Origin of the sequence: Devosia sp., assembly GCF_017307495.1 — a bacterium.
In the GTDB taxonomy this organism is placed as follows: domain Bacteria; phylum Pseudomonadota; class Alphaproteobacteria; order Rhizobiales; family Devosiaceae; genus Devosia_A.
Window position 1 is genome coordinate 53,724 of the sequence record NZ_JAFKHE010000020.1, and the last position, 25,089, is coordinate 78,812.

Here is a 25,089-nt window from a genome sequence, read left to right on the forward strand (position 1 = left end):
GACGCCCGTCATGACCGATGCTTCCGCAGCCACCGCCCGCCCGCAGTACACCGCGACCTTCCTCGCCAACTCGTTCGGGCTGACGCTCGCGCAGGCGCGTGAAATCCTCGACCGCGCCTGCGGCGAACGCGACTCGGCCGCCGAACTGGCGCGCCAGCTGCGCTACCGGCAGCCCTGACGGTCGGTCGGCCGGCTCCCATTATTGTCGCGGTAAAACAAAAAGGCGCCCGAAGGCGCCTTTGTCATCGTCCCTTTGCGTCGGGAGGATAATGGAGCGGGCGAAGGGATTCGAACCCTCGACCCTAACCTTGGCAAGGTTATGCTCTACCCCTGAGCTACACCCGCACTCCAGTCCATCCGATGTCGCCGCGCGGTTGCGCTTGGCATCGGGTCGACGGGCGCCTATATGCCCAATCGAAAGCGGGTTTGCAACCCATAATTCTGGTCTCGTGCAAGCCGTGATATGGCTTGCCTCCGGGACCCATCGGGGCACAACAATCTCAAGGTGATCCGGGCCTTTCGGCGGCCCGGTCGGGCAGGAAAACACCAGCATGTCGCTCAACGACCTCAACACCGCCACTCCCTCGGCCGCCACGCCGCCGGCCGCGCTGATCAAGGAATCGACCGATCGCGCCTTCAAGGCCGACGTCATCGATGCCTCGCTCGAGGCGCCCGTGCTGGTCGATTTCTGGGCCCCCTGGTGCGGCCCGTGCCGCCAGCTCACCCCCAATCTCGAGAAGGTGATCAACGAGAAGGCCGGCAAGATCCGGCTGGTGAAGATCAATATCGACGAGAACCCGGGCGTCGCCGGACAGCTCGGCATCCAGTCGATCCCCGCCGTGTTCGCCTTTGCCGGCGGCCGCCCGGTCGATGCCTTCCTCGGCGCCATCCCCGAAAGCGAGGTGCGGCGCTTTGCCGACAAGGTGATCGCCGCCGCTCCGGCCGGCCAGCCCGCCCCCGGCTCGATCGAGGAAGAGATCAAGAACGCCGTCGCCGCCGCCGACGAGGCGCTCGCGCAGGGCGACCTCAACCAGGCCGCGCAGATCTACGGCATGGTACTGCAGCACAAGCCCGACCACGCCGGCGCCATCCTCGGCATGGCCAGGGTCTTCCTCGCCGCCGAGGACACCGAGCAGGCGCAGGCTGTGCTCGACACCATGCCCGAGGCCGAGCGCAAGGGCGACGCCTACACCTCGCTGGTCCAGTCGCTGAGGCTCCTCGGCGAGGCCGCAACGCTCAGCGAGACCGACGAACTCGCCGCCAAGGTCGAACACAACCCCGACGACCACCAGGCCCGCTTCGACCTGGCGGTGAAATACAATGCCGAGGGCAAGCGCCTCGAGGCCGCCGAAGCGCTGGTGGCGCTGATGCGGCGCGACCGCGCCTGGAACGAGGATGGCGCGCGCAAGAAGCTGCTCGAGCTGTTCGAAGCCTGGGGCCCCAAGGACCCCGCTACCCTCAAGGGCCGGCGCCTGCTCTCGGCGCTGCTCTTCAGCTAGGAGTCCGGAGGTGCTGAAGCGCCCGCAATCCCCCGCCGACCTGCCCGCCAGCGTTCCGGTCTTCCCCCTGACCGGCGCGCTGCTCCTGCCCTATGCGCGCCGCCCGCTCAACATCTTCGAGCCGCGCTACCTCGACATGGTCGACCATGCGCTGAAGGGCGACCGGCTGATCGGGCTGATCCAGCCGCGCGACACCTCGGTCGAAAGCCCCGAGGGCCGCGTCCCGCTCGAGAAGGTCGGCACCGTCGGCCGCATCGTGCAGTTCGAGCAGGTCGAGGAGGCGCGCTACTTCGTCATCCTCGAGGGGTTGTGCCGCTTCGAGTTGATCAAGGAGCTGCCGACCATGACGCCCTTCCGCCGCGCCATGATCGACGCCAGCGCCTATGCCTCCGATTTCGAGCGCGAGTTCGGCGAGGACGCGGTCGACCGGCCCCGCTTCCTCAAGATGATGCGCGACTATGCCGAGTTCGGCAATTTCGACCTCGACTGGGACGAGATCGAGAAGACCGGCACCGCCGACCTCGTCAACTTCTGCGCCATGGTCGCGCCCTGGGGCGCCGCCGAAAAGCAGGCCCTGCTCGAGGCGGCAACGCTCGAGACCCGCGCCGAGACGCTGATCGCCATGGCCGAGTTCGAGATGGCGCGCGGCGGCAACCGGGCCTCCCCGCTCAATTGAGCGCTCCGGCCCGGCCACCGGCGGCCGACCCCCGCCACGTGATCGATATCCGCGTGCTCGAAATGCTGGTCTGCCCGCTGACCAAGACCCGCCTGACGCTCTCGGCCGACGGCACCGAGCTGATCTCGGTCGCCGCCCATCTCGCCTTTCCCATCCGCGACGGCGTGCCGATGCTGAGCATCGACGAAGCGCGCGAGATCGACCCCGAGGATATGGGCCAGCACCGGGTGTGAGGCGCGCCGGGCTCCGCTTCCAGGTATGCGATCGCCGGGATGACGGCCGGTGGGAAAGCGGCATCGTCTCAGGCAGACAGCGAAAGGCCCTGGACTAGATCGGCAGCCCGCGCAGCAGCCTGGGCCCGTTGCGGTCGAGGCCGGAAGCGCGGGCGATGAGGAAATCCTTGACCGGCGGCATGCGCTCGACGAGGCCCATGCCGAAGTCGCGGATGGCGCGCACCGCGGCGACGTCGTTGGAGAACAGCCGCACCATGCCGTCGGTAACCGCCACCATCAGCGCCGTGTCGAACCGGCGCCAGTGCTGGTAGCGCTCGAGCACGTCGTCGCCGCCCGCATCCTGGCCCAGTCGCAGCGCCTCGATGGCAACCTGCGCCAGCGCCGCTACGTCCTTGAGCCCGAGGTTGAGCCCCTGCCCGGCGACCGGGTGGATGACATGCGCCGCGTCCCCGATCAGCGCCAGCCGCCTGCCGACGAAGGATCTTGCGATCTGCAGCCGGAGCGGGAAGGACTGCAGCGGCTCCTCGAGCGTCACCCGGCCCAGCGTCGAGCCCATGACGGCTTCGATCTCGGCCTCGACCTCCGCCTGCGGCCAGGTCCTGAGCGCGGCGGCGCGCTCCGGCGTCTCGGTCCACACCAGCGACGAGCGGTTGCCGGGCAGCGGCAGGCTGGCGAACGGGCCGGCCGGCCGGAAGTGCTCGTAGGCGGTGCCCTGGTGCGGCAGTTCGTGCGCGATGGTCGCCACCAGCCCGACCTGCCGGTAGTCGTGGTTGATGGTGCCGATCCCGGCCCGGTTGCGCAGCCAGGACTGCGCGCCATCGGCGGCGATCACCAGCTGGGCGTCGAGCGTGCGGCCGTCGGCCAGCGTCAGCCGTGCCGCGCCCGCATCGGCGACGAACTCGGTGATCTCGGCCGGCGCGACGATCTCGACCTCCGGCCCGAGCGCGCCGAGCAGTTGCTCGATCACCAGCCCGTTCGGCACCAGGTGCGCGAACGGCTCGCCCGGTGCCACGTCGCCCTCGAAATGCAGGAACAGCGGCCGCGAGATGTCGCCGGCGCCGGAATCGGTGATCTTCATCTGCCTGACCGGCTCGGCCCCGACCGCCATGCCGGTCCACACCCCGAGCTCGACGAAGATGCGCTTGACCCCGGCGGCGAGGGCCCAGGAGCGCTGGTCGCGCGGCACGGTGAACGGCCGGCGGTCGACCAGGGCGACCCTGAGCCCCTTCATCGAGCGGCCGAGCGCCAGCGCCATGGTCAGCCCGACCGGGCCGCCGCCGACGATGATGATGTCATACTGGTTGCCGGCCATGGGAAATTCCTCCGCGCCTGCCGCTATGTGGCGCGTCATGCCGTCCCTGTCCAGCGCTCCCGGCGTCGCCCACCGTATGCACACCGATTGTGCAATCGCGCAAATCATGCTCACTTTTGCGGCGTCAGGGTGGCCACAACGGTCCGCTGCGCCACTGTGACGTTCCCGGAAACGGGATGAAAGCGCTTGAAGATCAAAGCCTTGGGGAATGCGGCTGCAGTCTGGCACGGCGTTTGAGTCTGACTCAGCCGATTGGAGACATCCAAACACCGACCCAGGATCGAAAGGGGCATCCATGAAGCTGGTGATCGCAATCATCAAACCGTCGCGGCTGGAAGAGGTCCGCCAGGCCCTCAACTCGCTCGACATCCACGGCATGACCGTGACCGAAGTGAAGGGCTATGGCCGGCAGAAGGGCCATTCCGAGATCTATCGCGGCACCGAGTACGCCGTGCACTTCCTGCCCAAGCTGAAGATCGAGATCGCCGTCGACGACGCCCAGTCCGACGCCATCGTCACCGCCATCCGCGAGAGCGCCCAGACCGGCCGCATCGGGGACGGCAAGATCTTCGTCCTCGACTTGCTGGCCGTCACCCGCATCCGCACCGGCGAGACCGGCGCCTCGGCGCTGTGACGCCGCATCCTTCTGGAGAACCAACAATGACGGATCTGAAGATGTCAAAAGTCGTGGGAGCTGCGGCGCTGGCCACGCTGGCGCTCGCCCTGCCTGCCCTGGCGCAGGACGCGGCCGCCCCGGCCGTCGAGGCCGCAGCGCAGGCCGCCGCCACCGTCGACAAGGGCGACACCACCTGGATGATGTTGTCCACCATCCTCGTCATCGCCATGACCATTCCGGGCCTGGCGCTGTTCTACGGCGGCCTGGTGCGCGCCAAGAACATGCTGAGCGTGCTCATGCAGGTCTTCGCCGCCTTCTCGATGATTGCCATCCTGTGGGTGATCTACGGCTACTCGCTGGCCTTCAACGGCCCGGGCGAGGGGGGGCTCAGCGCCTTCATCGGCGACTTCTCCAAGCTCTTCCTCGCCGGCGTCACCCCGGCCAGCCAGTCGGCGACGTTCTCGGCCGGCATCGACATTCCGGAACTCACCTTCATCTGCTTCCAGCTGACCTTTGCCGCCATCACCCCGGCGCTGATCGTCGGCGCCCTGGCGGAGCGCATGAAGTTCGGCGCCGTGATGCTGTTCGTCGCCCTGTGGTTCACCTTCTCGTACCTGCCGATCGCCCACATGGTGTGGTTCGCCGGCGGCCTGCTCTACAACCTCGGCGCCTACGACTTCGCCGGCGGCACCGTGGTGCACATCAATGCCGGCGTCGCCGGCCTCGTTGCCGCCATCGTGCTCGGGCCGCGCAAGGAGTTCCTCAAGGAGCCGATTCCGCCGCACAACCTGACCTTCACCTTCATCGGCGCCTGCCTGCTCTGGGTCGGCTGGTTCGGCTTCAACGCCGGCTCCAACCTCGAGGCCACCGGCCTGGCCGCCCAGGCCGTGCTGAACACCATCGTCGCCCCGGCCGCCGCCGCGCTCGCCTGGGCCATCGGCGAGAAGTTCACCCGCGGCCATGCCTCGCTGCTCGGCGCCGCCTCCGGTGCCGTCGCCGGCCTCGTCGCCATCACCCCGGCCGCCGGCTTTGCCGGCGCCATGGGCTCGATCGTGCTCGGCGCCGTCGCCGGTCTCGTCTGCCTGTGGGCCGTGGTGACGCTGAAGCCGATGTTCAAGTACGACGACGCGCTCGACGTGTTCGGCGTGCACGGCATCGGCGGCATCGTCGGCGCGCTCGGCACCGCCATCGTCGCGGCCCCCGGCCTCGGCGGCTATCCGCTCGGCGATGCGGCCGCCTACAACATCGGCAGCCAGCTCTGGATCCAGCTCCAGGCCGTGCTGGTCTCGATCGTGTGGTCGGCCATCGTGGCCTTCGTCGCCATGCTGATCGTCAAGGCGGTGTTCAACGGTGCCCGCGTCTCCGAGACGGCCGAAGCCGACGGCCTCGATATCTCGAGCCACGGCGAGCACGCCTACAACTAGGGCGACGGGAGACGCCCCTGCCGCGGGCCGGGACCTCCTCCCCTCGGCCTGCGTCAGTCGGAGAGCCGGGTTGGGGCCCGGCTCTCCCCTCCACCGCCGCTGACCGCGGCGTGCAGCTCACGTTCCTCTTGGCCCGCCACAGAGGCTTCCCACTCGCAACGCGTGGGCTGCACACCCCGGTCAACGGACCGAGGCCCGGCCTGCCGGGTTCCGTACGCCCCGCCAGGCGTCCGCTCGGCCGCTGACCGCCCACCTGCCTCGCCGACCCCGGCGTCCGGCCGGCTTGCCGCGCCCGCGTTTCCGCTTTATGACTGCCCGTCCTGGTCCAGCCACAGGGAGGCGCGACATGACAGCATTCCGACCGTGCCTCGCCGGGTCCCGCAGCGGACGACGCCGCTAGGCCCCGCGGTCCCCGCACGGGACCTGCCACCAGCCGCCGGGCATGTTTCCGGCCCGTTCCAGACTTCTCACTTTCTCCCGGGACCGGATGGCTGCCCCCAGCCTCCGGACGATCGATATGGCTTCTTCAAGGAAAAACCCGCGCGGCCAGGTGTACGGCAAGGTGCTGCGCTTCGCCGCCGGCCACTGGCTGAGGCAACCGCGCCGCGTGGCGCTCATCGTCGGCCTGTTCTTCACCGAGACCATCGCCGACATCCTCACCCCGTTCTTTGCCGGCCGGCTGGTCGAGGCCGTGGCCCGCGGCGCGGCCTCCGACGAGATCGCCTGGAACGGCGCGCTCGGCGCCTTCTTCGCCATCGTCGCGCTTGGCGCCGGCGCGGTGATCGTCCGTCAGTTCGCCTTCCAGAACATCATCGCGCTGACCCTCAGGATGATGAGCGACATCGCCCAGGATGCCTTCCACCGCGTGCAGCGCTTCTCGTCCGACTGGCACGCCAACGCCTTCGCCGGCTCGACCGTGCGCAAGATCACGCGCGGCATGTGGGCGCTCGACAGCCTTAACGACGTCATCCTGATGGCGCTCTTCCCCTCGCTGGTCATGCTCGTCGGCACCACCGTGATGCTGAGCCTGTTCTGGCCGGTGATGGGCCTCGTCGTCGGCATCGGCTCGCTCGTCTACATCACCGTCAGCGTCACGCTCTCGACCCTGTGGGTGGCGCCGGCCGCGAGCCTCGCCAATGCCTGGGACACCAGGATGGGCGGCGCGCTCGCCGATGCGGTCTCGTGCAACATCGTGGTCAAGGGTTTCGGGGCCGAGGACCGCGAGGAAGCCCGTCTCGGCCACGTCGTCGACAAGTGGCGCCGGCGCACCTCGCGCACCTGGAACCGCGGCACGCTCAACGGCACCATCCAGAACGGCATGCTCTGGATGCTGCGCTGCGCCATCATCGGCTCGGGCCTGCTGCTCTGGCAGAGCGGCGCGGCCACGGCCGGCGACGTGACCTTCGTCATCACCACCTTCCTGGTGCTGCAGGGCTACCTGCGCGACATCGGCCAGCACGTGCGCAACCTGCAGCGCGCCGTCAACGACATGGAGGAACTGGTGGCGCTCGATGACCAGAAGCTCGGCATCGAGGACAAGGCAGGCGCGAAGCCGATCGCCATCAGCCAGGGCGGCATCGCCTTCGAGCATGTCGACTTCCTCTACGGCGCGCACCTGAAGCCGCTCTACACCGACCTCAACGTCACCATCGCGCCGGGCGAGAAGGTCGGCCTCGTCGGCCATTCCGGCTCGGGCAAGACCACCTTCGTCAAGCTGATCCAGCGCCTGCACGATGTCTCGGGCGGCCGCATCGTCATCGACGGCACCGATATCCGCGACGTGCAGCAGGCCTCGCTGCGCCGCCAGATCGCCATCGTGCAGCAGGAGCCGGTGCTGTTCCACCGCTCGCTGGCCGAGAACATCGCCTACGGCCGGCCGGGCGCCAGCCGCGCCGAGATCATCGCGGCGGCAAAGCTCGCCAACGCGCACGACTTCATCGAGAAGCTCCCCAAGGGCTACGAGACGCTGGTCGGCGAGCGCGGCATCAAGCTCTCGGGCGGCGAGCGCCAGCGCGTCGCCATCGCCCGTGCCTTCCTGTCGGACGCGCGCGTGCTGATCCTCGACGAGGCCACCTCGAGCCTCGACAGCGAGAGCGAAGCGTTGATCCAGGAGGCGATGGAGCGGCTGATGGTGGGCCGTACCACCATCGTCATCGCGCACCGGCTCTCCACCGTCCGCGCCCTCGACCGCCTGCTGGTCTTCGACGCCGGCAAGGTGGTGGAAGAAGGCACGCACGAGCAGCTGGTGAAGCGCGACGGCGGCATCTACCGGAGGCTGTTCGAGCGCCAGGCGCTGGAACTGATCAAGGGGCTGGAAGCGGCGGAGTGAGATACGGCGCTCCCGCCCACCGGCCGTCATCCCGGCGCACGCCGGGACCCATGGCTCGGTGGTCGAACCGCACACGAACCGCGCCGGTCCATCACCGATGGGTCGGCACCAGCTTGCATGGGGAACGTCCGGCGCACTGGGTCCCGGCGTGCGCCGGGATGACGGCCGGATGATGCCGGCCGCTCTTCCCTTCCATCGGCAAGCACCGATATAAGGGCGCATGACCCTCCCCCTCTCCATCCTCGACCTCGCCCCCGTCTCCGAGGGCACCTCCACGCCCGATGCACTGCGCGAGGTGGTGAAGCTGGCCCAGCTTGGCGACGAGCTCGGCTATACCCGCGTCTGGTACGCCGAGCACCACGGCATGCCCTCGATCGCCTCGTCCTCGCCCGAAGTACTGATCGCCACCTCGGCTGCCAACACCGCGCGCATCCGCGTCGGCTCCGGCGGCGTCATGCTGCCCAACCACGTGCCGCTGCGCGTGGTCGAGACCTACCGCACGCTGAACGGACTCAATCCCGGCCGCATCGACTTGGGCATCGGCCGGGCCGGCGGCTCGGACGGCCGCACGCTCTCGGCGCTGCGCTCGGTCGGCGGAGAATACTTCGCCCAGGAACTGGCGGAGATGTTCGCCTTCGACGAGGGCAATTTCGCCCCCGACCATCCGTTCCACCCGGTGCGCGTCGTGCCCGAGAAGGTCGACCTGCCGCCGGTGTTCCTGCTCGGCTCGAGCGGCGCCAGCGCCCAGGCTGCCGGCCAGCTCGGCGTCGGCTACTCGTTCGCCGCCCATTTCAGCCAGACCCCGGCCGCCCCCGCCTTCGCCGCCTATCGCGCCGCCTTCACGCCGACCGGGGCTTTCCCCAAGCCGCACGCCATCATCGCGCTCTCGGTGCTGGTCGCTCCCAGCGACGAGGAGGCGCGCTACCTCTCCGGCAGCCAGGAGCTGAGCTGGGCCCTGTTCCACTCCGGCCAGGTGCGCAAGCTGGTGCCGCCCGAGGAAGCGGCGACGCACGACTACACGCCGCAGGAGAGCCGCATCATCGCGCAGCACCGCCCGCTGTGGATCGTCGGCTCGCCGGCGACGGTGAAGGCCGAGATCGACAAGAAGGTTGCCGAATCCGGCGCCGACGAGGTGATGGTCACGACGACGGTGTGGGACTACGAGCTGCGGCTGCGCTCGTTCCGGTTGCTGGCCGAGGCGTTTGGGTTGGAGTAGTGATCGCCTGATCTCAGCCACACCAAGACCCACACTCACCGCCGTCATCCCCGGGCTTGACCCGGGGACCCAGCGATGCCCGCTACATCCCTGGGTCCGCGGATCAAGTCCGCGGATGACGACTGGGAGATTGGGAGGCGGGTGGATGACCGCCAGATTGCAGGCTCACGCCGCCGCCGCGGCTTCCCTTACGACATGCACGGCGGCCGGCTGGAAGATCATCTTGATGTGGTTGCGCGCCATCAGCATCTGCTCGGGCAGCACGGCGGGCTCGCCCAGCGACTTGCTCATGACGATGCCGCCGTCGATGGCGCAGGCGATCATCCGCGCCAGCCGGCCCGTATCCACCGCGTCACGCGGCGGATAGACCGCGACGATGGCGTCGAGCATGACGCGGAAGTGGTCGTTCCATTGCCGGGTCATCTCGGTGACGATGGCGCGGATGTCGCGGTCGAACAGCCGGTCCTGGTAGCTCATGATGGCGACGAGGCACCCCGGATGCCCGTCCGGCATCGCCGCCATGTGCTCGGCCAGTAGCGTCAGGCCGACGAGCAGCCTCTGCAGCGGATCGTCGCTGAGCTCGGCGGCCCGGCCGAAGATATCCGAGAGCAGCCGGTCGAGATGCTCGCCGTAGCGGGCGAGCAGGCCCTTGGCGAGCTCGTTCTTGTCCCTGAAGTGGTAGAAGAAGCCGGACTTGGTGATGCCGGCCTCGGCGATCAGCTCTTCGATCGACGTGGCGCCGAACCCCTTGGCGAGCACCGCCGCCTCGGCGATCTCCAGGAGTCTTTCGCGCGTCGCATTGCCTTTGCGCATCGGGCAGGTCCCTCTCGGTTACGGTACCTCCGGTACGGTTTTCGCGTTTCCGCGACCCCGGGCGAACCACCGCCCCAAGCGGCAAATCCACCCCAACCCGTTCCGGCTGCTGACCAATTCAGTCGAGACACCCGACTTGACCACGCTCCCGCTAGCGCCGGAACGCGCGAGTCGTCATATGTCTCGCCACCCGCGGAGAGGCAAATAGCCTCGATTTCCGTTTCAATCAATCCCCCTGTGGAGAGACGGCATGCAGATGTCACGACAGGAGCTGCCCCAGCTGACGGGCAAGATGTTCGTCACCGACGGCGGTATCGAGACCCACATGATCTTCAATCTCGGCCAGGATGTACCGGACATGTCGGTCTACCTGCTGAACATGAGCGCCACCGGCCGCGAGCTGATGCGCGATTACTACCGCGCCTATATCCCGATCTGCCGGAAGGCCGGCCAGGCCTTCCTGTTCGACACCAATACCTGGCGCGCCAACCCCGACTGGGGCTTCCGCGCCGGCCTCGACCTGGCGGCGCTGCGCCGGGCCAATATCGAGGCGGTCGCGTTCTGCCGGCAGATGCAGGTGGAGTTCGCTGCCGCCGGCGTCGACTCGATCGTCTCCGGCGTTCTCGGTCCGCGCCGCGACGCCTGGCAGCACGATCGCCTGATGACGGTGGAGGAATCGCTCTCCTACCACGGCATGCAGGTCGAGGCCTTTGCCGAAGCCGGGGCCGACTATGTCAGCGCCTATACGCTCACCAACGTGCCCGAGGCGGTCGGCATCGCCCGGCTGGCCCGGCGCCTGGACCTACCGGTGGTGCTGAGCTTCACGCTCGAGACCGACGGCAACCTGCCCGGCGGCAAGCCGCTCGAGGTGGCGATCAACGAGGTCGATGCCGCCACCGGCGACTATCCGGCCTACTACATGATCAACTGCGTCCACCCCATTCATTTCGCCGCGACGGTGCGCCATGGCGGCCGCTGGGTCGACCGGATCGGCGGGCTCAGGGTCAATGCCTCGATGAAGAGCCATGCCGAGCTCGACAATTCGCCCGAGCTCGATACCGGCGACGCCACCGACCTGGCCCAGCGCTACGCCCGGCTGCTGCCGCTCTTGCCCAATATCCGGGTGATCGGCGGCTGCTGCGGCACCGACCACCGCCATATCGGGGCGATCTGCAGCACCTGCCTGCCGTCCCCGCACCAGCATCACTGAACCGAGCGGGGGGCTTCCGAAAGGATCCGCTCAGATGACCAGCATCGATATCGAAGACGACCTGACCCCGGCCACCGCCCGTCCGGCGCGCCCCGGCCCGTTCCGCCGCTGGCTCGCCAGCTGGCGCCAGCGCCGCCTCCAGCGCATCACGCTCGCCGAACTGGGCCGCATGGATGGCTACCTGCTGCGCGATATGGGCATCGAGCCACAGGACTTGATCGATGCCCTGGAAGGCCGCAACCGCTCGCTGCTGTTCAACCCGGTGCGCCCCGGCGAGTAGGCGGGGCAGGCCAGCCGGCAAGCATGCCGGTTCGGAGGGAGGGCGCATGATGGCGCAACAAGCTCCGCCTTCCTTCTCCCGCAAGGGGAGAAGGCGACGGTATCGGCGCGCGCCGGGGCACACTCGCGCCGCGACGCCACCTCTCCCTCTGGGGGAGAGGTCGGCCCGCAGGGCCGGGTGAGGGGGCCTTTCGGGTCCTCACGCCATACGCAATTGCCCTGCAGGACAGGGGCCTCCCGGCTATCCCCGTACCGCCCGCCACGCCGAGATGATGGCGTCGGCCGACATGTCGACATCGGCCTCGGTGGTCTCGCCCGAGCTTACCGAGATGCGCATCACCCAGTCGCCGCGCCAGGCGGCGCCGCCGACGAAGCACACGCCGTCGTGCTGCACGCGGGCGATCACCGCCTCGGTCGCGGCCTTGCGCGCCGCGGCGTCGCCCGCGCCGAAATTGACGATCACCTGGTTGATCGTCACCTCGTTCATGATGCGGATGCCGGGCTCGGTGGCGAGCCGCTCGGCGAAGCGCCTGGCATAGCCGCAATGGCGCTCGACCAGTTCGGCGACCCCGGTCCGGCCGAGGGTCTTCAGCATGGCCCAGACCGGCATGCCGCGGGCCCGGCGCGACAGTTCCGGCACGAAGGCGGAGGGCACGCGGTCGCCCTGGTTGATCGAGGGCAGGTAGCTGCCCCACTGCGTCATCGCGCGCTGGTGCACCTCGCGGTCGCGCACGATGGCGAAACCGGAATCGTAGGGCACCTGCAGCCACTTGTGCCCGTCCGTGACCCAGGAATCGGCGCCCTCGATGCCCTCGGTCAGGTGCTTGTGGCCGGGCGTCGCCCGCGCCCACAGCCCGAAGGCGCCATCGACATGCACCCAGGCGCCGTGCGCGTGCGCGATGGCGATGATCTCGGCGAACGGGTCGTAGGCGCCGGTATTGATCTGCCCGGCCTGGGCGATGACGATCTTCGGCCCGCTGCTCTTGCCGATCTCGGCCGCGAGCGCATCGGGCCGCATCCGGCCCTGCCCGTCGGTGGCGACACGGGTGACCCGCTTGTAGCCGAAGCCGATCATCTGCAGCGCCGAGAATACCGAGGAATGGGCGTCGTCGCCGACCAGCACGGCCACGTCGGGCGCGCCGAATAGGCCGTCGGCATCGACGTCCCAGCCGGCATCGAGCAGCACCTTCGTGCGCGCGGCGGAGAGCCCGACCGCGTTGGCGACGGTGGCGCCGGTGACGAAGCCGACCGAGCTGCCGCGCGGCAGGTCGAGGATGTCGACCAGCCAGCCCTCGGCGATCTCCTCCATCGCGGCCGCCGCCGGGGTGGGGGTGTGGTAACCGGCATTCTGGCCCCAGGCCGTCACCATCCAGTCGGCCGCCACGCCCGACGGATGCGAGGCGCCGATGACGAAGCCGAAAAAGCGCGGGCCGGCCATCGGCATCAGTCCCGGCGTCGACAGGCGCACCAGTTCCTCGAGCACCGCCTCGGGCGCGCTGCCGGTCTCGGGCAGCGGCGCGGCCAGCGCCTGGCGCATGCTGTAGTAGTCGACCTCGGGCCGGCCGGAGTTCTCGCCCAGTGACTCACGATAGGCGACGGCATGATCCACCGCCCGGCCCAGAAGGTGTCGCAGGTCGTCGGTCATATGATGATCTCCCTTGGTCACCGATGGCTGAGCATAGCGCAGCTGAAGCGGGGATGAATGGGGTAATGGCCAGCGGCGCGGACACCACCCTTCCCTCCCCCTTGAGGGGAGGGACCGAGGGAGGGGGTGGTCCGGTGATCCCCGATGGACCCCCACCCCCCAACCCCTCCCCTCAAGGGGGAGGGGAGCAGGCTAGGCCTGCAGCTTTTTCAGGATCGCGGCGCCCATTTCCTCGGTGCCGACGGTCTTGCGGTTCTGCTCGCCGATGTCGCCGGTGCGCAGCCCATCCGCCAGCACCGCCGAGATCGCCGCTTCGAGCCGGTCGGCCAGCGCCACCATGTTGAACGAGTAGCGCAGCGCCATGGCGAAGCTCGCCAGCATGGCGATCGGGTTGGCGATGCCCTTGCCGGCAATGTCGGGGGCCGAACCATGCACCGGCTCGTACAGCGCCTTGCGCTTGCCGGTCACCGGATCGGGGGCGCCGAGCGAGGCCGACGGCAGCATGCCGAGCGAGCCGGTGAGCATGGCGGCCGCGTCCGACAGGATGTCGCCGAACAGGTTGTCCGTCACCATCACGTCGAACTGCTTGGGATTGCGCACCAGCTGCATGGCCGCGTTGTCGGCGAGGATGTGGTGGAACTCGATGTCGGGGTAGTCCTTGGCCACCGCCTGCGCGACTTCGTCCCACAGCACGCCCGACTTCATGACGTTCTTCTTGTCGGCCGAATGCACCTTCTTCTTGCGGGTGCGGGCGAGGTCCATGGCGACACGCACGATGCGGTCGATCTCGTAGGTCTCGTAGACCTGCGTGTCGATGGCGCGCTTCTGCCCGTTGCCGAGGTCGGTGATGGTCTTGGGCTCGCCGAAATAGACGCCGCCGGTCAGCTCGCGCACGATCAGGATGTCGAGCCCCTCGACCAGCTCGCGCTTGAGCGAGGAGGCATCGGCCAGCGCCGGGTAGCAGATGGCGGGACGCAGGTTGGCGAACAGCTTGAGGTCCTTGCGCAGGCGCAGCAGGCCCGCTTCCGGGCGATGCTCGTAGGGCACCTTGTCCCACTTTGGCCCGCCCACGGCGCCGAAGATCACCGCGTCGGCGGCGAGCGCCTTCTGCATGTCCTCTTCCGAGATGGCGACGCCGTGCTTGTCATAGGCGCAGCCGCCGACGAGGCCCGAGTCGATCGTGAAGTCGGTCTCGCCCTGGCTGTTGAGCCAGGCGATCACCTTCTCGACCTCCTTCATGATCTCGGTGCCGATGCCGTCGCCGGGCAGGAGGAAGAGCTTCTGGGCCATGGTAGATCTCGTTGCTTGCTTGGTTGTCTGTCTGGTCCACCGGGTCATCCCCGCGAAAGCGGGGATCTCGGTTTGCCGCGCGCTCGGTGCCCGAAAACAGGGATTCCCGCTTTCGCGGGAATGACACCGGAGCGGGTTGCCGACGAGGCAGGAAGGGTCGGCATGCCTGAACGCATCAGCGCTCGTGCGCGCCCATGCGCGCCGTCACTTCGATTTCGACCTTCATCTCGGGCCGCGTGAGGCCGCAGACCAGCATCGTCGCTGCCGGCCGGATCTCGCCGAAGACCTTGCCGGCCACTTCGACCAGCCCGTCGTAATGGGCCATGTCGGTGATGTAGTAGCGCACCCGCACCGTGTCCTTGAGGGTCGAGCCGGCTTCCTCGAGCGCATGGCTGATGGTGGCGAAGGCGTTGCGGGCTTGGTCGCGCACGTCGTCGGGCATCTCCATGGTCTTGTAGTCGTAGCCGGTGGTGCCCGACACGTAGATCATGTTGCCGTCCACGATGGCGCGCGAATAGCCGATCCTGGCCTCGAACGGCGAGTGCGACGAGATGTGGATCACCATGTCTGCCTCCTCCCGGGGGAGCGCTTTCAGGAAAGGGTGCAGACCTTCCCGCCGCGAAAGCGCGACAAAACCAAGGCGCGGCGGCGTCAGATCCAGGGACGCTCGGCGCCCAGCTTGTGCTCGAAGCGGGTGATCGCCGGGTCGGCCTTGAGCGTGGTGGCGATGTCGTCGAGCCCTTCGAGCAGCACCTGCTTGCGCGCCGGGTCGATGTCGAAGTGGATCGTGCCGCCGTCCGGCCCCTGGATGGTCTGGTTGGCGAGGTCGACGGTGAGCGTCGCGTTGGCGCCGCGCTCGGCATCGTCCTGCAGCAGCGCCAGCTGCTCGGGTGTCACCTTGATCGGCAGGATGCCGTTCTTGAAGCAGTTGTTGTAGAAGATGTCGGCGAAGCTGGTCGAGATGACGCACTTGATGCCGAAGTCGAGCAGGGCCCACGGCGCATGCTCGCGCGACGAGCCGCAGCCGAAATTGTCGCCCGCGACGATGATCCTGGCCTGGCGGTAGCCCGGCTTGTTGAGCACGAAGTCCGGGTTCTCGGAGCCGTCCTCGTTGTAGCGCATTTCGCTGAACAGCGCCGTGCCCAGCCCGGTGCGCTTGATCGTCTTGAGGTACTGCTTGGGAATGATCATGTCCGTGTCGATGTTGATGATCGGCAACGGCGCGGCGACGCCAGTGAGGGTCGTGAACTTTTCCATCTCGAGATACCCCTTTCGGTGGGCGTGTCATGACGCATGCAGCCCGCCGAATCAAGTCGGACATGGGACGAGGCGTTCGGCAACGAAGGCCGCCCGGTGCGCGTGGCCCACCCCCACCGGCAGCGTGGCTCGCTACCGGTAATTCCGCGGGTCGCGCTTGCGCCATGCCCACGGGTCGTCGACCTGGGCGCCAGGCTGGAACACGCCGAGCTGCGCCGCCTTGGCCTCGTTCTCCTCGGCGACATAGTCCTCGCCCTGCTCGACATAGGCGCGCGCCATGCCCAGGCGCACCAGTTCGGCACCGATATCCTTGCCGGCCGAGGTGCAGGTGCCGAAGCGGCGGTTGAACTGGTCCGGCTTGCCGTCCTTGAGCGTGCAGCTCGCCTCGCCCGAGGCGATGAGCTCGCCCAGCGCCTGCCGGGCCGCCCCGTAGCAGTCCCACAGCAGCTCGCCGACATGGCATTTCTGCGTGCGCTCGGGGGCATCGACGGCCCACAGGATCACCCGCTGCTTGTCGACCATGACGATGTCGGCATCGACCACCTTAGCGGCGCCCGTCACCACTTCCTCGGCGAAGGCGCCGCCGGTGAGCATGAGTGCCGCGGCCGCGGCAGTTGCCAGGGTCTTCATTGCCCGCTCCTCTGTACCTGCCCGTCGGGCATGATGTTGTTGGTCAGCTGGTCCGGCGCGATGCTGCCGAGGTCCACCTTGGCGCGGGTGAAGCGGTTGGCATGCGCCCGGGCGCCGGTGAAATCGGCATTGTCGAGCCGCGCCCCGAAAAAGTCGGTCTGGGTGATCGTTGCGTCCCGGAACGCGGCGCCCGAGCCGGTGGTCTCGACGAAGCCGGCCCCGTCGATCGTCGCCGCGTCGAATCTGGTGCGGCCGATATTGGCCTTGTCGAGGTTGGTCCGGTTCAGGCTCGCGCCGGTCAGGTCGGCATTGTTGAGCCGCGCCCCCTTCAGCACCGACGCGTCGAGATTGGCGCCCGTCAGGTCGATGCCGGTGAGCCGGGCATGCTGAGCCATCGTGTAGCTGAAGTCGGCCCCCGGCGCCTTGGCGGCGGACAGTTGCGCCTCGTAGAACATCGCACCCTTGAAGCGGCCGCCGGCCAGCACCGCGCCGCTCAGGTCGGCGAGGTTGAAGTTGGCATCCTCGGCGATCACGTCGGTGAGGTTGGCGCCCTTGAGGATGGCGCGGTGGAAGCTCGCCCCGCTCAGGTTGGCGCCCGTGAGGTCGACGCCCGACAGGTCCGCCTTCTTGAAGCTGGCATTGGAGAGATCGCAGCCGCGGCATTCCTGGCGCGCGCCGCTGATCAGGTCTTCGACCGGACCGGCAAGCGCCGGGCTGGCGGCGAGCACGGCGAAGGCAACGGCGATCATGGCGCGCATGCGCATGCCGGCCCTCATCTGACCGGCGTCGCGTCGGGGGCGAAGGGCTGCTGCACCACCTCGAGCCGAGTCGCGCTCTGGAAATAGTTCTTCTGCACCTGCTGGGTCTCCCGGCTGATCGAGGTCTGGCCCTTCTTGCGGAAGTAGGTCGCCTCGAGCCGCATGGTGGCGTCCCCGTCGGGGCTCGTGCCCGTGCAGATCTGGTGGATGAAGATCGACCCCACCGGCTGCTGCCCGTCGGTGGCGGGAATGTCCTCGCAGGCCGGCGACCACGGGCTGTAGCGGCCCCTGAGGTTGTCGGCGAGGCGCACCGCGACGCGCCGGTCGCGTTCGCCCGCCCGCTCGTCGGTGACGATGCGGATGCCGCGCGCGATGCCGGCCGCGTCGACCAGCACGGTGAACACCACCGGGTGGGCATAGATCGAGGTGCCGCCCTGGGCGAAGCGGTATTCGTCCTCCAGCGCCTTGGCGATGTAGTCCTGCTCGTCGTCGTAGGTGAAGAACACCTCGTGCAGGCCGGAGGCCTCGGCCGGGCAGGTGGCGAACTCGGTGAAGTCCCTGAGCGGCACCGAGGGCGGCCCGCCATTGGTGCCGCAGGCAATCAGCGCCACCGCGCTCAGCGGGATCTGCGTGATCGGCGCGCCGAACTTGACGTCCCAGATGGTGAAGGCCGGGACGTAGGTCAGTTTCGCTTCGGCCTGCGCCAGGCCCGCCGACGGCGCCAGCGGCGCCATCGCGAGACCCAGCCAGAGCGCGGCGGCAGCGAGGCGCATGCCTACTGCTTCATGAAGGCGCACGCCTTCTCGGCCGACTTCTCGAACCAGGCGACGCAATCCTCGTAGGTCGCCTTCGGCTTCCCCTGGATCGAGGTCATGATGTAGGCGACGAGGTTGACGATGTCGTCCTTCTTGATCGACTTGCCCTTGTGCGGCTCCTGGCCGGCCTCGAAATCGGCAGCGACCATGCCGTAGCAGCGGTCGTCCTTGTAGGCCTGGCTGTCGTGGTAGGGCATCGGCGTGCCCGGGATGCCGCAGCTGATGATCTGGATGAAGCCCGCGGCGTCGAGGCCCGATTCGCGCAGCAGCGCGGCGGCACCTTCCGAGCGCGGGTTCTTGCCCGTGCCGTCACCGTCCCAGCCATGGCACGACAGGCAGTTGCCGCCGGCCGAGCTGAACATGCGCTTGCCGCGCACGATGTCGGCCCCCTCGAGCTCGGGGATGCCTTCGATCTTGCTCAGGTCCGCGTTGGCCGGCAGCGCCGCGGCGGCGGCTCCGCCCGCACCGGCGGGGGCATTGGCGGCGATCGCGACCGAGGTCGCAGCGAGGGCGCCGGCCACAAGGAGCAGCGCGAGAGGTTTGCGGAGGGACATCATGGCTTCCTGTATCTGGCAAAGAGACCGGGCGGCCTAGGCCGCCCGATCCAATGTTCGTTATTGGTGCCGCCCTTAGAGGGCGAAGACGTAGAGCACGTTCGCGGCCGGACGGTTGGCCAGCTCGGGGTGCCCGAAGGTCACCAGCGCGCTGCCGCCCGAGGCGATGGCGATGAACTCCTTGTCGCCGACCTTGAAGGCGATCGGCGGAGCGGTGAACGAACCGCCCAGGTTGATCGACCACTTCTGCTCGAGGGTCTTGGCGTCATAGGCGCCGAAGGTGCCGTCGAGTTCGCCGGTCCACACCAGGTCCGGGGTGGACATCACGCCGGCATAGTTCGGGTACGGACGATCGAGCTGCGCGATCTGCTTGCCGGTCGACACGTCGAAGGCGAAGATCGAGCCGGTCTGGGCGCCCGAGCCAGCCTGCGAACCGCCGCTGAACGTCGAGTTCTCACCCGGCTTCTCTTCCTTGTTGGTCATGTCCGAGCAGCCCTCGATCCCGGCGCCGTAGGCAACCGAAGTGGTCGGATCGAACGACGGCGGCCAGAAGTTCATGCCGCCCTGGATGTTCGGGCAGGTCAGCACGTTCTGACCACCGCGGCGCAGGGCGCCGTTGGCATATTCCTGCAGCGACTTGGACGCGTCGTACTCGACCGGCTTGCCGGTCTTGGGGTCGATGCCCTTGGTCCAGTTGAGCTGCTTCACGTATGGATTGGCGGCAATGAACGAGCCGTTGGTCCGGTCGAGCGTGTAGAAGATGCCGTTGCGGCCGAAGTGGGCCAGGACCTTGCGGTCTTCGCCGTCGACCTTGGTGTCGACGAGCAGCTGGGCGCCGACTTCGTCATAGTCCATGTAGTCGCCCGGGGTGTACTGGAAGTACCACTTGAGCTCGCCGGTGTCGGCGTCGAGGGCAACCGAGGCGTTGGTGTAGAGGTTGTCGCCCGGACGGTACTCGGGGTCGAACATCGGCACCGGGTTGCCCGTGCCCCAGTAGACGGTGTTGGAGGACGGGTCGTACGAACCGGTCACCCAGGCCGCGCCGCCGCCGGTCTTCCAGCAGTCGGGGTTGCCGGCTTCTTCGCACTTCCAGGTTTCCGAACCGGGCTGGCCGGGCTCGGGAATCGTGTTGAAGCGCCACTTCTCCTCGCCAGTCTTGGCGTCGAGCGCCGCGACCCAGCCGCGGGTCGCCCAGTCGCCGTAGGACTGGCCGACCAGGACCATGTCCTTGACCACCAGCGGAGCATTGGTGAAGCCTTCGCCCGGCTCGGTGCCGACCTGCTGGTCCCACACCACGTCGCCGGTCTCGTCGTCGAACGCCACGACGCGGCCGTCATTGAGAGCGGTGATGACCAGGTTGTCGACCAGCGCCAGGCCGCGCGAGGCGAGCAGGATGCCGCGGCTCGGGTCCTTGTCGATGCCGGTGTCGCCGATCCAGGCGATCTTGCCGGTCTTGCCGTCGGTCGCGTCGATCTTGTAGGGCGTGCCCCACGGGTCGGTGATGTAGAGGAAGCCGTCCTTGGCGAGCGGCGTGCCTTCCATCGAGCCCGGGCCGAAGCCGGCCGGCTCGCTGCCGCCGAGCGGAATGGCGAAGGCGAGCTTGAGGCCGGCGACGTTCGAGGCGTTGATCTCGTTGAGCGGCGAGTGGCGGCTGGCGCTGTAGTCGCGGTGCACCGACAGCCAGTTGTTGGCTTCGCTCTCGCTGCCTGCGGCAGCAAGTCGCTCCGCCGTGACGTCGGCCGCGAGCGCAAGCCCGGGCAACGCCAGCATGCTGCCCGCCAACATCGCGGACATCAGGTGTTTAAGACGCATCATATTCCCCCCTTGGGATCGGTCTAGTGAGTTGGCACTGGCGCCACATAAGACCGATGCGAGGGGGAGTTTGCCTATTTCATCTATTGGAAATTCTGCTGCAGGTCGGCTGCCGCCACGACCGGGGCCGCCTCCCGCTCGGTCCGGGGCCGTTCCGGATGCGGCAGCTCGAGCAGGCTCTCCTTGGGCACGTTCTGGCTGTATTCGTTGCGGCAGAAGTCGGTCAGCCGCTTGAAGATGTTGGCATAGCCGAGCAGCGTCATCAGGTGCTTGGGCATGGCCAGCACGATCGAGCGATCCATCCCCGGCAAGGTGTAGACGCGGACGCGGTTGCGCACCGAACCCGGCAGGCTCGGCAGCAGCGACAGCGGCACGTGCGCGGTAGCCAGCCCCTCGGCGACGATGTCCGCCGCCGCCACGTAGGTCATGGCGGTGAAGGCGGGCGTCGCGAACGGCAGGTGGGCCCGGTACCAGGCGTCCGACACCGGACGCATCGGCACGTTCGAGCTGATCTCGACATAGCGGGCAAAGGCCGGATCGAGCTGGGCCGGCTTGACCCCCTTGGCCAGCGCCTTCTCCAGCATGCCCTGCGGCACCTCGGCCGGTATCAGCAGCGCCATCGGATCGCGGAACAGCAGCGCCGTCGAGAAGCTCGAGCGATCCTCGGCCAGCGCCTCGTCGTTGACGATCACGCAGTTGAGCTGGTGCAGCCGCAGCTGCTCGACCAGTTCGCTGCTGGTCGTGGCGTAGGTCACCTCGAACTTGGCGAAGCCCGGCTCCTCGCTGGCGATGCGCGCCGCCGCGCTGAGAAAGCGCCCGCGCAGCGTCGGGCTGAGCCCGATCCTGAGGAACACGCGGCTGTCGACATAGCGCTTCTCATGCTCGTCGATTGCCTGGTCGAACTTGCGCAGCACCTCGTCGGAGAACTTGAACCAGTACTCGCCCGACGGCGTCAGGCTCACCGATCCGGTGCGGTTGCGGTTGATCAGCTGCGTGCCCAGCCGCTCCTCGAGCTTGGCCAGCTGCTGGCTGATCGAAGGCTGGCTCAAGCCAACGCGTCGCGACGCCTTCGTGATCGACCCGGCGATCACGACGGCGCGGAAGATTTGCATCTGTTTTAGGGTGATATCCATGCGGGGCTCATCTGTGTGCCCATTATGTGATCACAATGCGTCACATTCGATAAGCCAATAGAATGTCGCATCCATCACGCCGGCGCGCATTGGTCAAAAAGTCGTAGGCGCAGCAAAACGCCCTCCCCGCTGGGCGGAGAGGGCGCTGTTCGTGCGAATCGCGGGGCACCAGGCGGCACCCCCTGGGGCTGGTTTACTGCGCCGGGGTCGCGGCCGGGTCCGCCGTCGGGGCGGTCGAGAAGGTCGACAGGTAGGCGACGAGGTTGTCGATGTCTTCCTGCTCCTTGAGGCCGGGGAAGCTCATCTTGTTGCCCTTCACGAAGTCCTTCGGCTTGACCAGGTACTGGTGCAGCGTCTCGGACGTCCACACCAGGCCGCCGGCGCCGGCTTCGACCATGGCCTTGGAATAGTTGAAGTCCGGATGCGATCCGGCGACGCGGCCGAACAGGTTGTTCAGCTCGGGGCCGACCTTGTTCTTGGCGCCCTCGCCGACCGCGTGGCACGCGGCGCACTTCTTGAACACCTTCTCGCCATCCGCGACACTGTCGTCGGCGAAGGCCGTGGCGCCGAGCAGCGCCGAAATCACCAGACCAAGGGCCAGGACTCTCATTCACTCTTCTCCAGTTCGTCGCCGCAAGTCACGACGGGCGCTCTCGGACGCCATTGATCATCTCGGTGCATTGCCTGCACCATCTCAGCCGGGCTCATGCCATGTCCGGCGCCCGCTTTTGCCAATATGTGTCATCAGTGCGCTTGCCGCCGGATGCGCCGGATGGCGAGGAACACCACGAGCACGACCACCGGCGCTGCCACCGCCGTCATCTCGCCCTTGCTGAACGGCAGCACCTCGTGCAGCCCCTCGAACACATAGCCCAGGATGCCGAGCGCATAATACGAGATGGCGATGATCGACAAGCCCTCGACGGTGAGCTGCAGCCGGTACTGGCTGCGCCCGGTCTGCGAGATGCCGTCGAGCACGGCCCGGTTCTGCGTCTGGATCGACAGCGTGATGCGCGCGTCGAGCAGCTCGATCGCCCGCTGCACCTTCTCGGTCAGCGCCGTGAGCCGCTTCTCGGTGGCCCGGCAGGTGGCGAGCGCCGGCTGCGTCCGGTTGTTGAGGAAGCGCTCGATGGTGGTGAACTCCCCGATCGCCTTTTCCCGCAGCCGCGTCAGCCGCTCGGCCAGCACCTCGCCATAGGCCTGCGTCGCGGCGAAGCGGAAGCTGGTCAGCTCGACGGTGCGGCTGATCTCGCCCGACAGCCGGTGCAGCGCCTCGAGCGCCGCATTGTGGGCCTCGGCCGTGTCCCCGTCCCCGGCCTTTTGCATAATCGCCGCGAGCTGCCGCTCGTAGCTCGACACCTGTCCGCCCATCTCGCGCGCCAGCGGCAGGCCGATCAGCGCCATGGTGCGGTAGGTCTCGATCTCGAGCAGGCGCCTGACGATCACCCCGATCCTGAGTTCGCCGCTGTGGCCCGCCGCAACCTCGAAGCGGGTGAACCCGTCCTCGTCGAGACGGAAATCGGTCGCCGCCTGCGCTCCACCGTCGAAGATCGACGAATAGCTCAGGCTCAAGGGGCTGAACCCGGCCAGCGCACTCTCGGCGATCGATTCGGTGCCGATGACGTCGATCCGGGTCGCGAACACCAGCAGCAGGTTCTCGTGCAGCTCGAGCCCGATCCCAGCCGGCCTCGCCTCCCAGTCGTCGGTCGGGCCGGTCCAGGTGATGGTGGCGAACTCGTTGTGCAGCTCCCACGTCACCTGCCGGCCGTCGCGCCGGAACACCAGCTGCCGCGCCCAGGCCGGCCCCTCGGGCGCTGCGCCGGCGACGACGCCCATCTTCTCGTGCAGCGCGCGCAGGTCGGCCCCGCCATCGGCGCTCATGAACGCCAGCCGCCGGATGCGGACCGGCGGCGAAGCCGGCAGCACCGGCCGCGCATGCGTCTCGGCATCGATCAGCCGCCGATATCGATGTTCCTGCCACGCCGTCACTGTCGTACGCTCCCTGCTGCCGGTTCCCAGCGTGGCGGCTCTCGTGCCCGCCCGCAATCGTCACTTTGTCGCGCTGCCGGCCGCCCCGTTCGGCTTTTCCAATGCGATGCATAGGCAAGGGCGATTGCCCGCGCGTGCTAGCGGTTGCCCAGGGAGCGCCCGCCAAGGCGGGTGCCGGAGGAGGAGTATTCGGCTTTGGACGACGTGAAGGCCGCGGTCATCGGATCGCCGATGCAGGTGCGCGACTATGCCCCCGTGCTGCGCTGGCTGGTGGTGATGGGGCTGGTGGCGCTCCTGCTGCTGACCCTGTGGCAGACGGGCCTGCTGGCGACCGTCCTCGAATCCGACCACACCCGGATCTCGCTGCTCATCTTCGGGCTGTTCCTGATTACCTCGCTCAACGCCCTGTTCCATGCCGTCGACGTCAGCCGCGAGCTGATCGCGGCGCGCAAGGCCCGGGCCGTGATCGAGGCCGAGAGCCGGACCGGCTTCCGCCTGCTCGGCGACAAGGTGCTGACCGGCGCCGGCACCCTGGTCGAGCCCGGCATCCTGGCCAGCCACGTGGCCAACCTCGTGCGCAAGGCCGATCTCGGCGGCGCCGGCCGGATCGACCAGACGCTGCTGCTGCGCACTGTCGCCGACCGGCTGCGGGCCCGCGAAAAGCTCGGCCTGTTCGTCTCCGAGGGCCTGCTGCGCCTGGCGCTGCTCGGCACCGCCATCGGCTTCATCCTGATGCTGATCCCGATCGCCGGCCTGTCCTCGTTCGATGCCGAGACGCTGCGCGGGGCGCTCGCCGGCATGACCGGTGGCATGGCCGTGGCGCTCAACGTCACCGTCTCCGGCATCGCCGCCGCGCTCGTGCTGAAGTTCGAGTATTTCCAGCTCGACGAGGCCATCGGCGAGCTGTTCTCGACCATCGCCGAAGTCAGCGAGATCAATGTCGTGCCGGCCATCGAGAAGAGTCACGATGGACGGGCCTAGTCTGTTTTCCGGCTCCGAGAGCGACGACGGGACCTTCGTTCCGTTCACCGACATCCTGTTCAACGCGCTGCTCGGCTTCGCGATGATGGTGTTCATCGCCTTCGCGCTGATCCGTCCCGACGCCAAGTCCGGCATCATCGACACCAATGCCGAGTTCATCATCACCACGACCTGGCCGGACGACAACGAGGACGACATCGACACCTACGTGCAGGACCCGACCGGCAACGTCGTCTGGTACCACTCGATGCAGAAGGGCTTCGTCACCCTCGATCGCGACGACCGCGGCAACTACCTCGACGAGGTGACGGTCAACGGCGTCAAGCACCACGTCGCGCTCAACCAGGAGACGGTGAGCGTCCGCGGCATCCTGCCAGGCGAATACATCGTCAACATCTACCACTACACCAACCCCACCAACGCCGCGGTGCCGGTGACGGTGAAGGTCGAGAAGATCAACCCCAAGGTCTCGGTGGTCTATTACGACACGCTCGTGCTCGACAAGAAGGGCGACGAGAAGACCGTGATCCGCTTCACCGTCGACGCCGACGGCGCGGTCAGCAACATCAACACCGTGCCGGTCTCGCTGATCCAGGCCGTGCGCAAGGGCTGACAGGG

The 25,089-nt window shown here is 68.0% G+C and carries 26 protein-coding genes and 1 tRNA gene; 12 read left to right on the forward strand and 15 right to left on the reverse strand.

What is annotated here, in order from left to right:
• The first annotated feature begins 10 nt into the window (after positions 1-10).
• Positions 11-178: a hypothetical protein gene (locus tag J0I99_RS12910; protein WP_291389978.1), complete on the forward strand. Its 168-nt coding sequence runs from the start codon at positions 11-13 to the stop codon at positions 176-178.
• A gap of 92 nt (positions 179-270) precedes the next feature.
• On the opposite strand, the gene J0I99_RS12915 is transcribed toward J0I99_RS12910, so the two are convergent.
• Positions 271-345: transfer RNA gene (locus tag J0I99_RS12915), tRNA-Gly, on the reverse strand.
• Between the two features lie 206 nt (positions 346-551).
• On the opposite strand from J0I99_RS12915, the gene J0I99_RS12920 reads away from it, so the two are divergent.
• Genes J0I99_RS12920 through J0I99_RS12930 form a run of 3 tightly spaced genes read left to right on the forward strand, consistent with a single transcriptional unit; the run spans position 552 to position 2,408 of the window.
• Entirely contained in the window at positions 552-1,499 is a 948-nt protein-coding gene (locus J0I99_RS12920; RefSeq protein ID WP_291389979.1) for a co-chaperone YbbN, read from the forward strand.
• Positions 1,500-1,509: 10 nt separating this feature from the next.
• The gene (locus J0I99_RS12925) at positions 1,510-2,175 is read left to right on the forward strand and encodes an LON peptidase substrate-binding domain-containing protein (RefSeq protein ID WP_291398083.1); all 666 of its coding nucleotides are present in this window, start codon (positions 1,510-1,512) and stop codon (positions 2,173-2,175) included.
• Positions 2,176-2,213: 38 nt separating this feature from the next.
• Complete coding sequence (locus tag J0I99_RS12930; protein WP_291398085.1) at positions 2,214-2,408, forward strand: Trm112 family protein; 195 nt, start codon at positions 2,214-2,216, stop codon at positions 2,406-2,408.
• A 94-nt stretch (positions 2,409-2,502) separates the two neighbouring features.
• On the opposite strand, the gene J0I99_RS12935 is transcribed toward J0I99_RS12930, so the two are convergent.
• Complete coding sequence (locus J0I99_RS12935; RefSeq protein ID WP_291398087.1) at positions 2,503-3,720, reverse strand: FAD-dependent monooxygenase; 1,218 nt, start codon at positions 3,718-3,720, stop codon at positions 2,503-2,505.
• A 295-nt stretch (positions 3,721-4,015) separates the two neighbouring features.
• Between J0I99_RS12935 and J0I99_RS12940 the strand changes: the two genes are divergently transcribed.
• The 4 genes from J0I99_RS12940 to J0I99_RS12955 all read left to right on the forward strand — a co-directional run bounded on the left by J0I99_RS12940 (position 4,016) and on the right by J0I99_RS12955 (position 9,305).
• Positions 4,016-4,354, forward strand: a complete 339-nt coding sequence (locus J0I99_RS12940; RefSeq protein WP_291398089.1) for a P-II family nitrogen regulator — start codon at positions 4,016-4,018, stop codon at positions 4,352-4,354.
• 26 nt (positions 4,355-4,380) lie between these two features.
• On the forward strand, positions 4,381-5,760 hold the full coding sequence (locus tag J0I99_RS12945; protein WP_291398091.1) for an ammonium transporter: 1,380 nt from the start codon (positions 4,381-4,383) through the stop codon (positions 5,758-5,760).
• A 517-nt stretch (positions 5,761-6,277) separates the two neighbouring features.
• Entirely contained in the window at positions 6,278-8,089 is a 1,812-nt protein-coding gene (locus J0I99_RS12950; protein ID WP_291398093.1) for an ABC transporter ATP-binding protein, read from the forward strand.
• Between the two features lie 220 nt (positions 8,090-8,309).
• Positions 8,310-9,305: an LLM class flavin-dependent oxidoreductase gene (locus J0I99_RS12955; RefSeq protein WP_291398095.1), complete on the forward strand. Its 996-nt coding sequence runs from the start codon at positions 8,310-8,312 to the stop codon at positions 9,303-9,305.
• 165 nt (positions 9,306-9,470) lie between these two features.
• On the opposite strand, the gene J0I99_RS12960 is transcribed toward J0I99_RS12955, so the two are convergent.
• A complete protein-coding gene (locus J0I99_RS12960; protein WP_291398096.1) occupies positions 9,471-10,118 on the reverse strand; it encodes a TetR/AcrR family transcriptional regulator in 648 nt (215 codons plus the stop codon).
• Between the two features lie 250 nt (positions 10,119-10,368).
• Here J0I99_RS12960 and J0I99_RS12965 point away from each other — a divergent pair, with 250 nt between their 5' ends.
• Both J0I99_RS12965 and J0I99_RS12970 read left to right on the forward strand, forming a co-directional pair.
• Positions 10,369-11,328 (forward strand): homocysteine S-methyltransferase family protein, encoded by a 960-nt coding sequence (locus J0I99_RS12965; RefSeq protein WP_291398098.1) that lies wholly within the window; start codon positions 10,369-10,371, stop codon positions 11,326-11,328.
• 34 nt (positions 11,329-11,362) lie between these two features.
• On the forward strand, positions 11,363-11,608 hold the full coding sequence (locus J0I99_RS12970) for a DUF1127 domain-containing protein (RefSeq protein WP_291398100.1): 246 nt from the start codon (positions 11,363-11,365) through the stop codon (positions 11,606-11,608).
• Positions 11,609-11,848: 240 nt separating this feature from the next.
• Here J0I99_RS12970 and J0I99_RS12975 read toward each other — a convergent pair whose 3' ends face one another.
• The 12 genes from J0I99_RS12975 to J0I99_RS13030 form a co-directional block, all read right to left on the reverse strand.
• Complete coding sequence (locus J0I99_RS12975) at positions 11,849-13,252, reverse strand: aminotransferase class V-fold PLP-dependent enzyme (protein WP_291398102.1); 1,404 nt, start codon at positions 13,250-13,252, stop codon at positions 11,849-11,851.
• A gap of 192 nt (positions 13,253-13,444) precedes the next feature.
• A complete protein-coding gene (leuB, locus tag J0I99_RS12980; RefSeq protein WP_291391982.1) occupies positions 13,445-14,542 on the reverse strand; it encodes a 3-isopropylmalate dehydrogenase in 1,098 nt (365 codons plus the stop codon).
• A gap of 175 nt (positions 14,543-14,717) precedes the next feature.
• On the reverse strand, positions 14,718-15,107 hold the full coding sequence (locus tag J0I99_RS12985) for a RidA family protein (RefSeq protein WP_291398104.1): 390 nt from the start codon (positions 15,105-15,107) through the stop codon (positions 14,718-14,720).
• 86 nt (positions 15,108-15,193) lie between these two features.
• A complete protein-coding gene (leuD, locus tag J0I99_RS12990) occupies positions 15,194-15,799 on the reverse strand; it encodes a 3-isopropylmalate dehydratase small subunit (protein ID WP_291391984.1) in 606 nt (201 codons plus the stop codon).
• 132 nt (positions 15,800-15,931) lie between these two features.
• Entirely contained in the window at positions 15,932-16,429 is a 498-nt protein-coding gene (locus J0I99_RS12995; protein ID WP_291398106.1) for a thermonuclease family protein, read from the reverse strand.
• Positions 16,426-17,193 (reverse strand): pentapeptide repeat-containing protein, encoded by a 768-nt coding sequence (locus J0I99_RS13000; protein ID WP_291398108.1) that lies wholly within the window; start codon positions 17,191-17,193, stop codon positions 16,426-16,428. Before J0I99_RS13000 ends, J0I99_RS12995 begins: the two co-directional genes overlap by 4 nt.
• A gap of 8 nt (positions 17,194-17,201) precedes the next feature.
• Positions 17,202-17,960, reverse strand: a complete 759-nt coding sequence (locus tag J0I99_RS13005; protein ID WP_291391987.1) for a hypothetical protein — start codon at positions 17,958-17,960, stop codon at positions 17,202-17,204.
• 2 nt (positions 17,961-17,962) lie between these two features.
• Positions 17,963-18,556 carry a c-type cytochrome gene (locus J0I99_RS13010; RefSeq protein ID WP_291391988.1) on the reverse strand — a complete coding sequence of 198 codons (594 nt, stop codon included), beginning with the start codon at positions 18,554-18,556 and terminating at the stop codon, positions 17,963-17,965.
• A gap of 75 nt (positions 18,557-18,631) precedes the next feature.
• Positions 18,632-20,371: a PQQ-binding-like beta-propeller repeat protein gene (locus J0I99_RS13015; RefSeq protein WP_291398110.1), complete on the reverse strand. Its 1,740-nt coding sequence runs from the start codon at positions 20,369-20,371 to the stop codon at positions 18,632-18,634.
• A gap of 80 nt (positions 20,372-20,451) precedes the next feature.
• Positions 20,452-21,501, reverse strand: coding sequence for a LysR family transcriptional regulator (locus J0I99_RS13020; protein ID WP_291391990.1), 1,050 nt, complete (start codon positions 21,499-21,501; stop codon positions 20,452-20,454).
• 193 nt (positions 21,502-21,694) lie between these two features.
• Positions 21,695-22,111 carry a cytochrome c family protein gene (locus J0I99_RS13025; RefSeq protein ID WP_291391991.1) on the reverse strand — a complete coding sequence of 139 codons (417 nt, stop codon included), beginning with the start codon at positions 22,109-22,111 and terminating at the stop codon, positions 21,695-21,697.
• A gap of 134 nt (positions 22,112-22,245) precedes the next feature.
• Positions 22,246-23,490, reverse strand: a complete 1,245-nt coding sequence (locus J0I99_RS13030) for a DUF3422 domain-containing protein (protein ID WP_291398112.1) — start codon at positions 23,488-23,490, stop codon at positions 22,246-22,248.
• A gap of 195 nt (positions 23,491-23,685) precedes the next feature.
• On the opposite strand from J0I99_RS13030, the gene J0I99_RS13035 reads away from it, so the two are divergent.
• Complete coding sequence (locus J0I99_RS13035) at positions 23,686-24,471, forward strand: MotA/TolQ/ExbB proton channel family protein (RefSeq protein WP_291391993.1); 786 nt, start codon at positions 23,686-23,688, stop codon at positions 24,469-24,471.
• Positions 24,458-25,084 carry a hypothetical protein gene (locus J0I99_RS13040; RefSeq protein WP_291398114.1) on the forward strand — a complete coding sequence of 209 codons (627 nt, stop codon included), beginning with the start codon at positions 24,458-24,460 and terminating at the stop codon, positions 25,082-25,084. Before J0I99_RS13035 ends, J0I99_RS13040 begins: the two co-directional genes overlap by 14 nt.
• Positions 25,085-25,089 lie beyond the last annotated feature (5 nt).

Bases quoted from the DNA above. Each gene is read 5' to 3' on its own strand.
- J0I99_RS12910 (WP_291389978.1), top strand. From the start codon at position 11: ATGACCGATGCTTCCGCAGCCACCGCCCGCCCGCAGTACACCGCGACC.
- J0I99_RS12920 (WP_291389979.1), top strand. From the start codon at position 552: ATGTCGCTCAACGACCTCAACACCGCCACTCCCTCGGCCGCCACGCCG.
- J0I99_RS12935 (WP_291398087.1), bottom strand. From the start codon at position 3,720: ATGGCCGGCAACCAGTATGACATCATCATCGTCGGCGGCGGCCCGGTC.
- J0I99_RS12940 (WP_291398089.1), top strand. From the start codon at position 4,016: ATGAAGCTGGTGATCGCAATCATCAAACCGTCGCGGCTGGAAGAGGTC.
- J0I99_RS12945 (WP_291398091.1), top strand. From the start codon at position 4,381: ATGACGGATCTGAAGATGTCAAAAGTCGTGGGAGCTGCGGCGCTGGCC.
- J0I99_RS12950 (WP_291398093.1), top strand. From the start codon at position 6,278: ATGGCTTCTTCAAGGAAAAACCCGCGCGGCCAGGTGTACGGCAAGGTG.
- J0I99_RS12955 (WP_291398095.1), top strand. From the start codon at position 8,310: ATGACCCTCCCCCTCTCCATCCTCGACCTCGCCCCCGTCTCCGAGGGC.
- J0I99_RS12960 (WP_291398096.1), bottom strand. From the start codon at position 10,118: ATGCGCAAAGGCAATGCGACGCGCGAAAGACTCCTGGAGATCGCCGAG.
- J0I99_RS12965 (WP_291398098.1), top strand. From the start codon at position 10,369: ATGCAGATGTCACGACAGGAGCTGCCCCAGCTGACGGGCAAGATGTTC.
- J0I99_RS12970 (WP_291398100.1), top strand. From the start codon at position 11,363: ATGACCAGCATCGATATCGAAGACGACCTGACCCCGGCCACCGCCCGT.
- J0I99_RS12975 (WP_291398102.1), bottom strand. From the start codon at position 13,252: ATGACCGACGACCTGCGACACCTTCTGGGCCGGGCGGTGGATCATGCC.
- leuB (WP_291391982.1), bottom strand. From the start codon at position 14,542: ATGGCCCAGAAGCTCTTCCTCCTGCCCGGCGACGGCATCGGCACCGAG.
- J0I99_RS12985 (WP_291398104.1), bottom strand. From the start codon at position 15,107: ATGGTGATCCACATCTCGTCGCACTCGCCGTTCGAGGCCAGGATCGGC.
- leuD (WP_291391984.1), bottom strand. From the start codon at position 15,799: ATGGAAAAGTTCACGACCCTCACTGGCGTCGCCGCGCCGTTGCCGATC.
- J0I99_RS12995 (WP_291398106.1), bottom strand. From the start codon at position 16,429: ATGAAGACCCTGGCAACTGCCGCGGCCGCGGCACTCATGCTCACCGGC.
- J0I99_RS13000 (WP_291398108.1), bottom strand. From the start codon at position 17,193: ATGCGCATGCGCGCCATGATCGCCGTTGCCTTCGCCGTGCTCGCCGCC.
- J0I99_RS13005 (WP_291391987.1), bottom strand. From the start codon at position 17,960: ATGCGCCTCGCTGCCGCCGCGCTCTGGCTGGGTCTCGCGATGGCGCCG.
- J0I99_RS13010 (WP_291391988.1), bottom strand. From the start codon at position 18,556: ATGTCCCTCCGCAAACCTCTCGCGCTGCTCCTTGTGGCCGGCGCCCTC.
- J0I99_RS13015 (WP_291398110.1), bottom strand. From the start codon at position 20,371: ATGATGCGTCTTAAACACCTGATGTCCGCGATGTTGGCGGGCAGCATG.
- J0I99_RS13020 (WP_291391990.1), bottom strand. From the start codon at position 21,501: ATGGATATCACCCTAAAACAGATGCAAATCTTCCGCGCCGTCGTGATC.
- J0I99_RS13025 (WP_291391991.1), bottom strand. From the start codon at position 22,111: ATGAGAGTCCTGGCCCTTGGTCTGGTGATTTCGGCGCTGCTCGGCGCC.
- J0I99_RS13040 (WP_291398114.1), top strand. From the start codon at position 24,458: ATGGACGGGCCTAGTCTGTTTTCCGGCTCCGAGAGCGACGACGGGACC.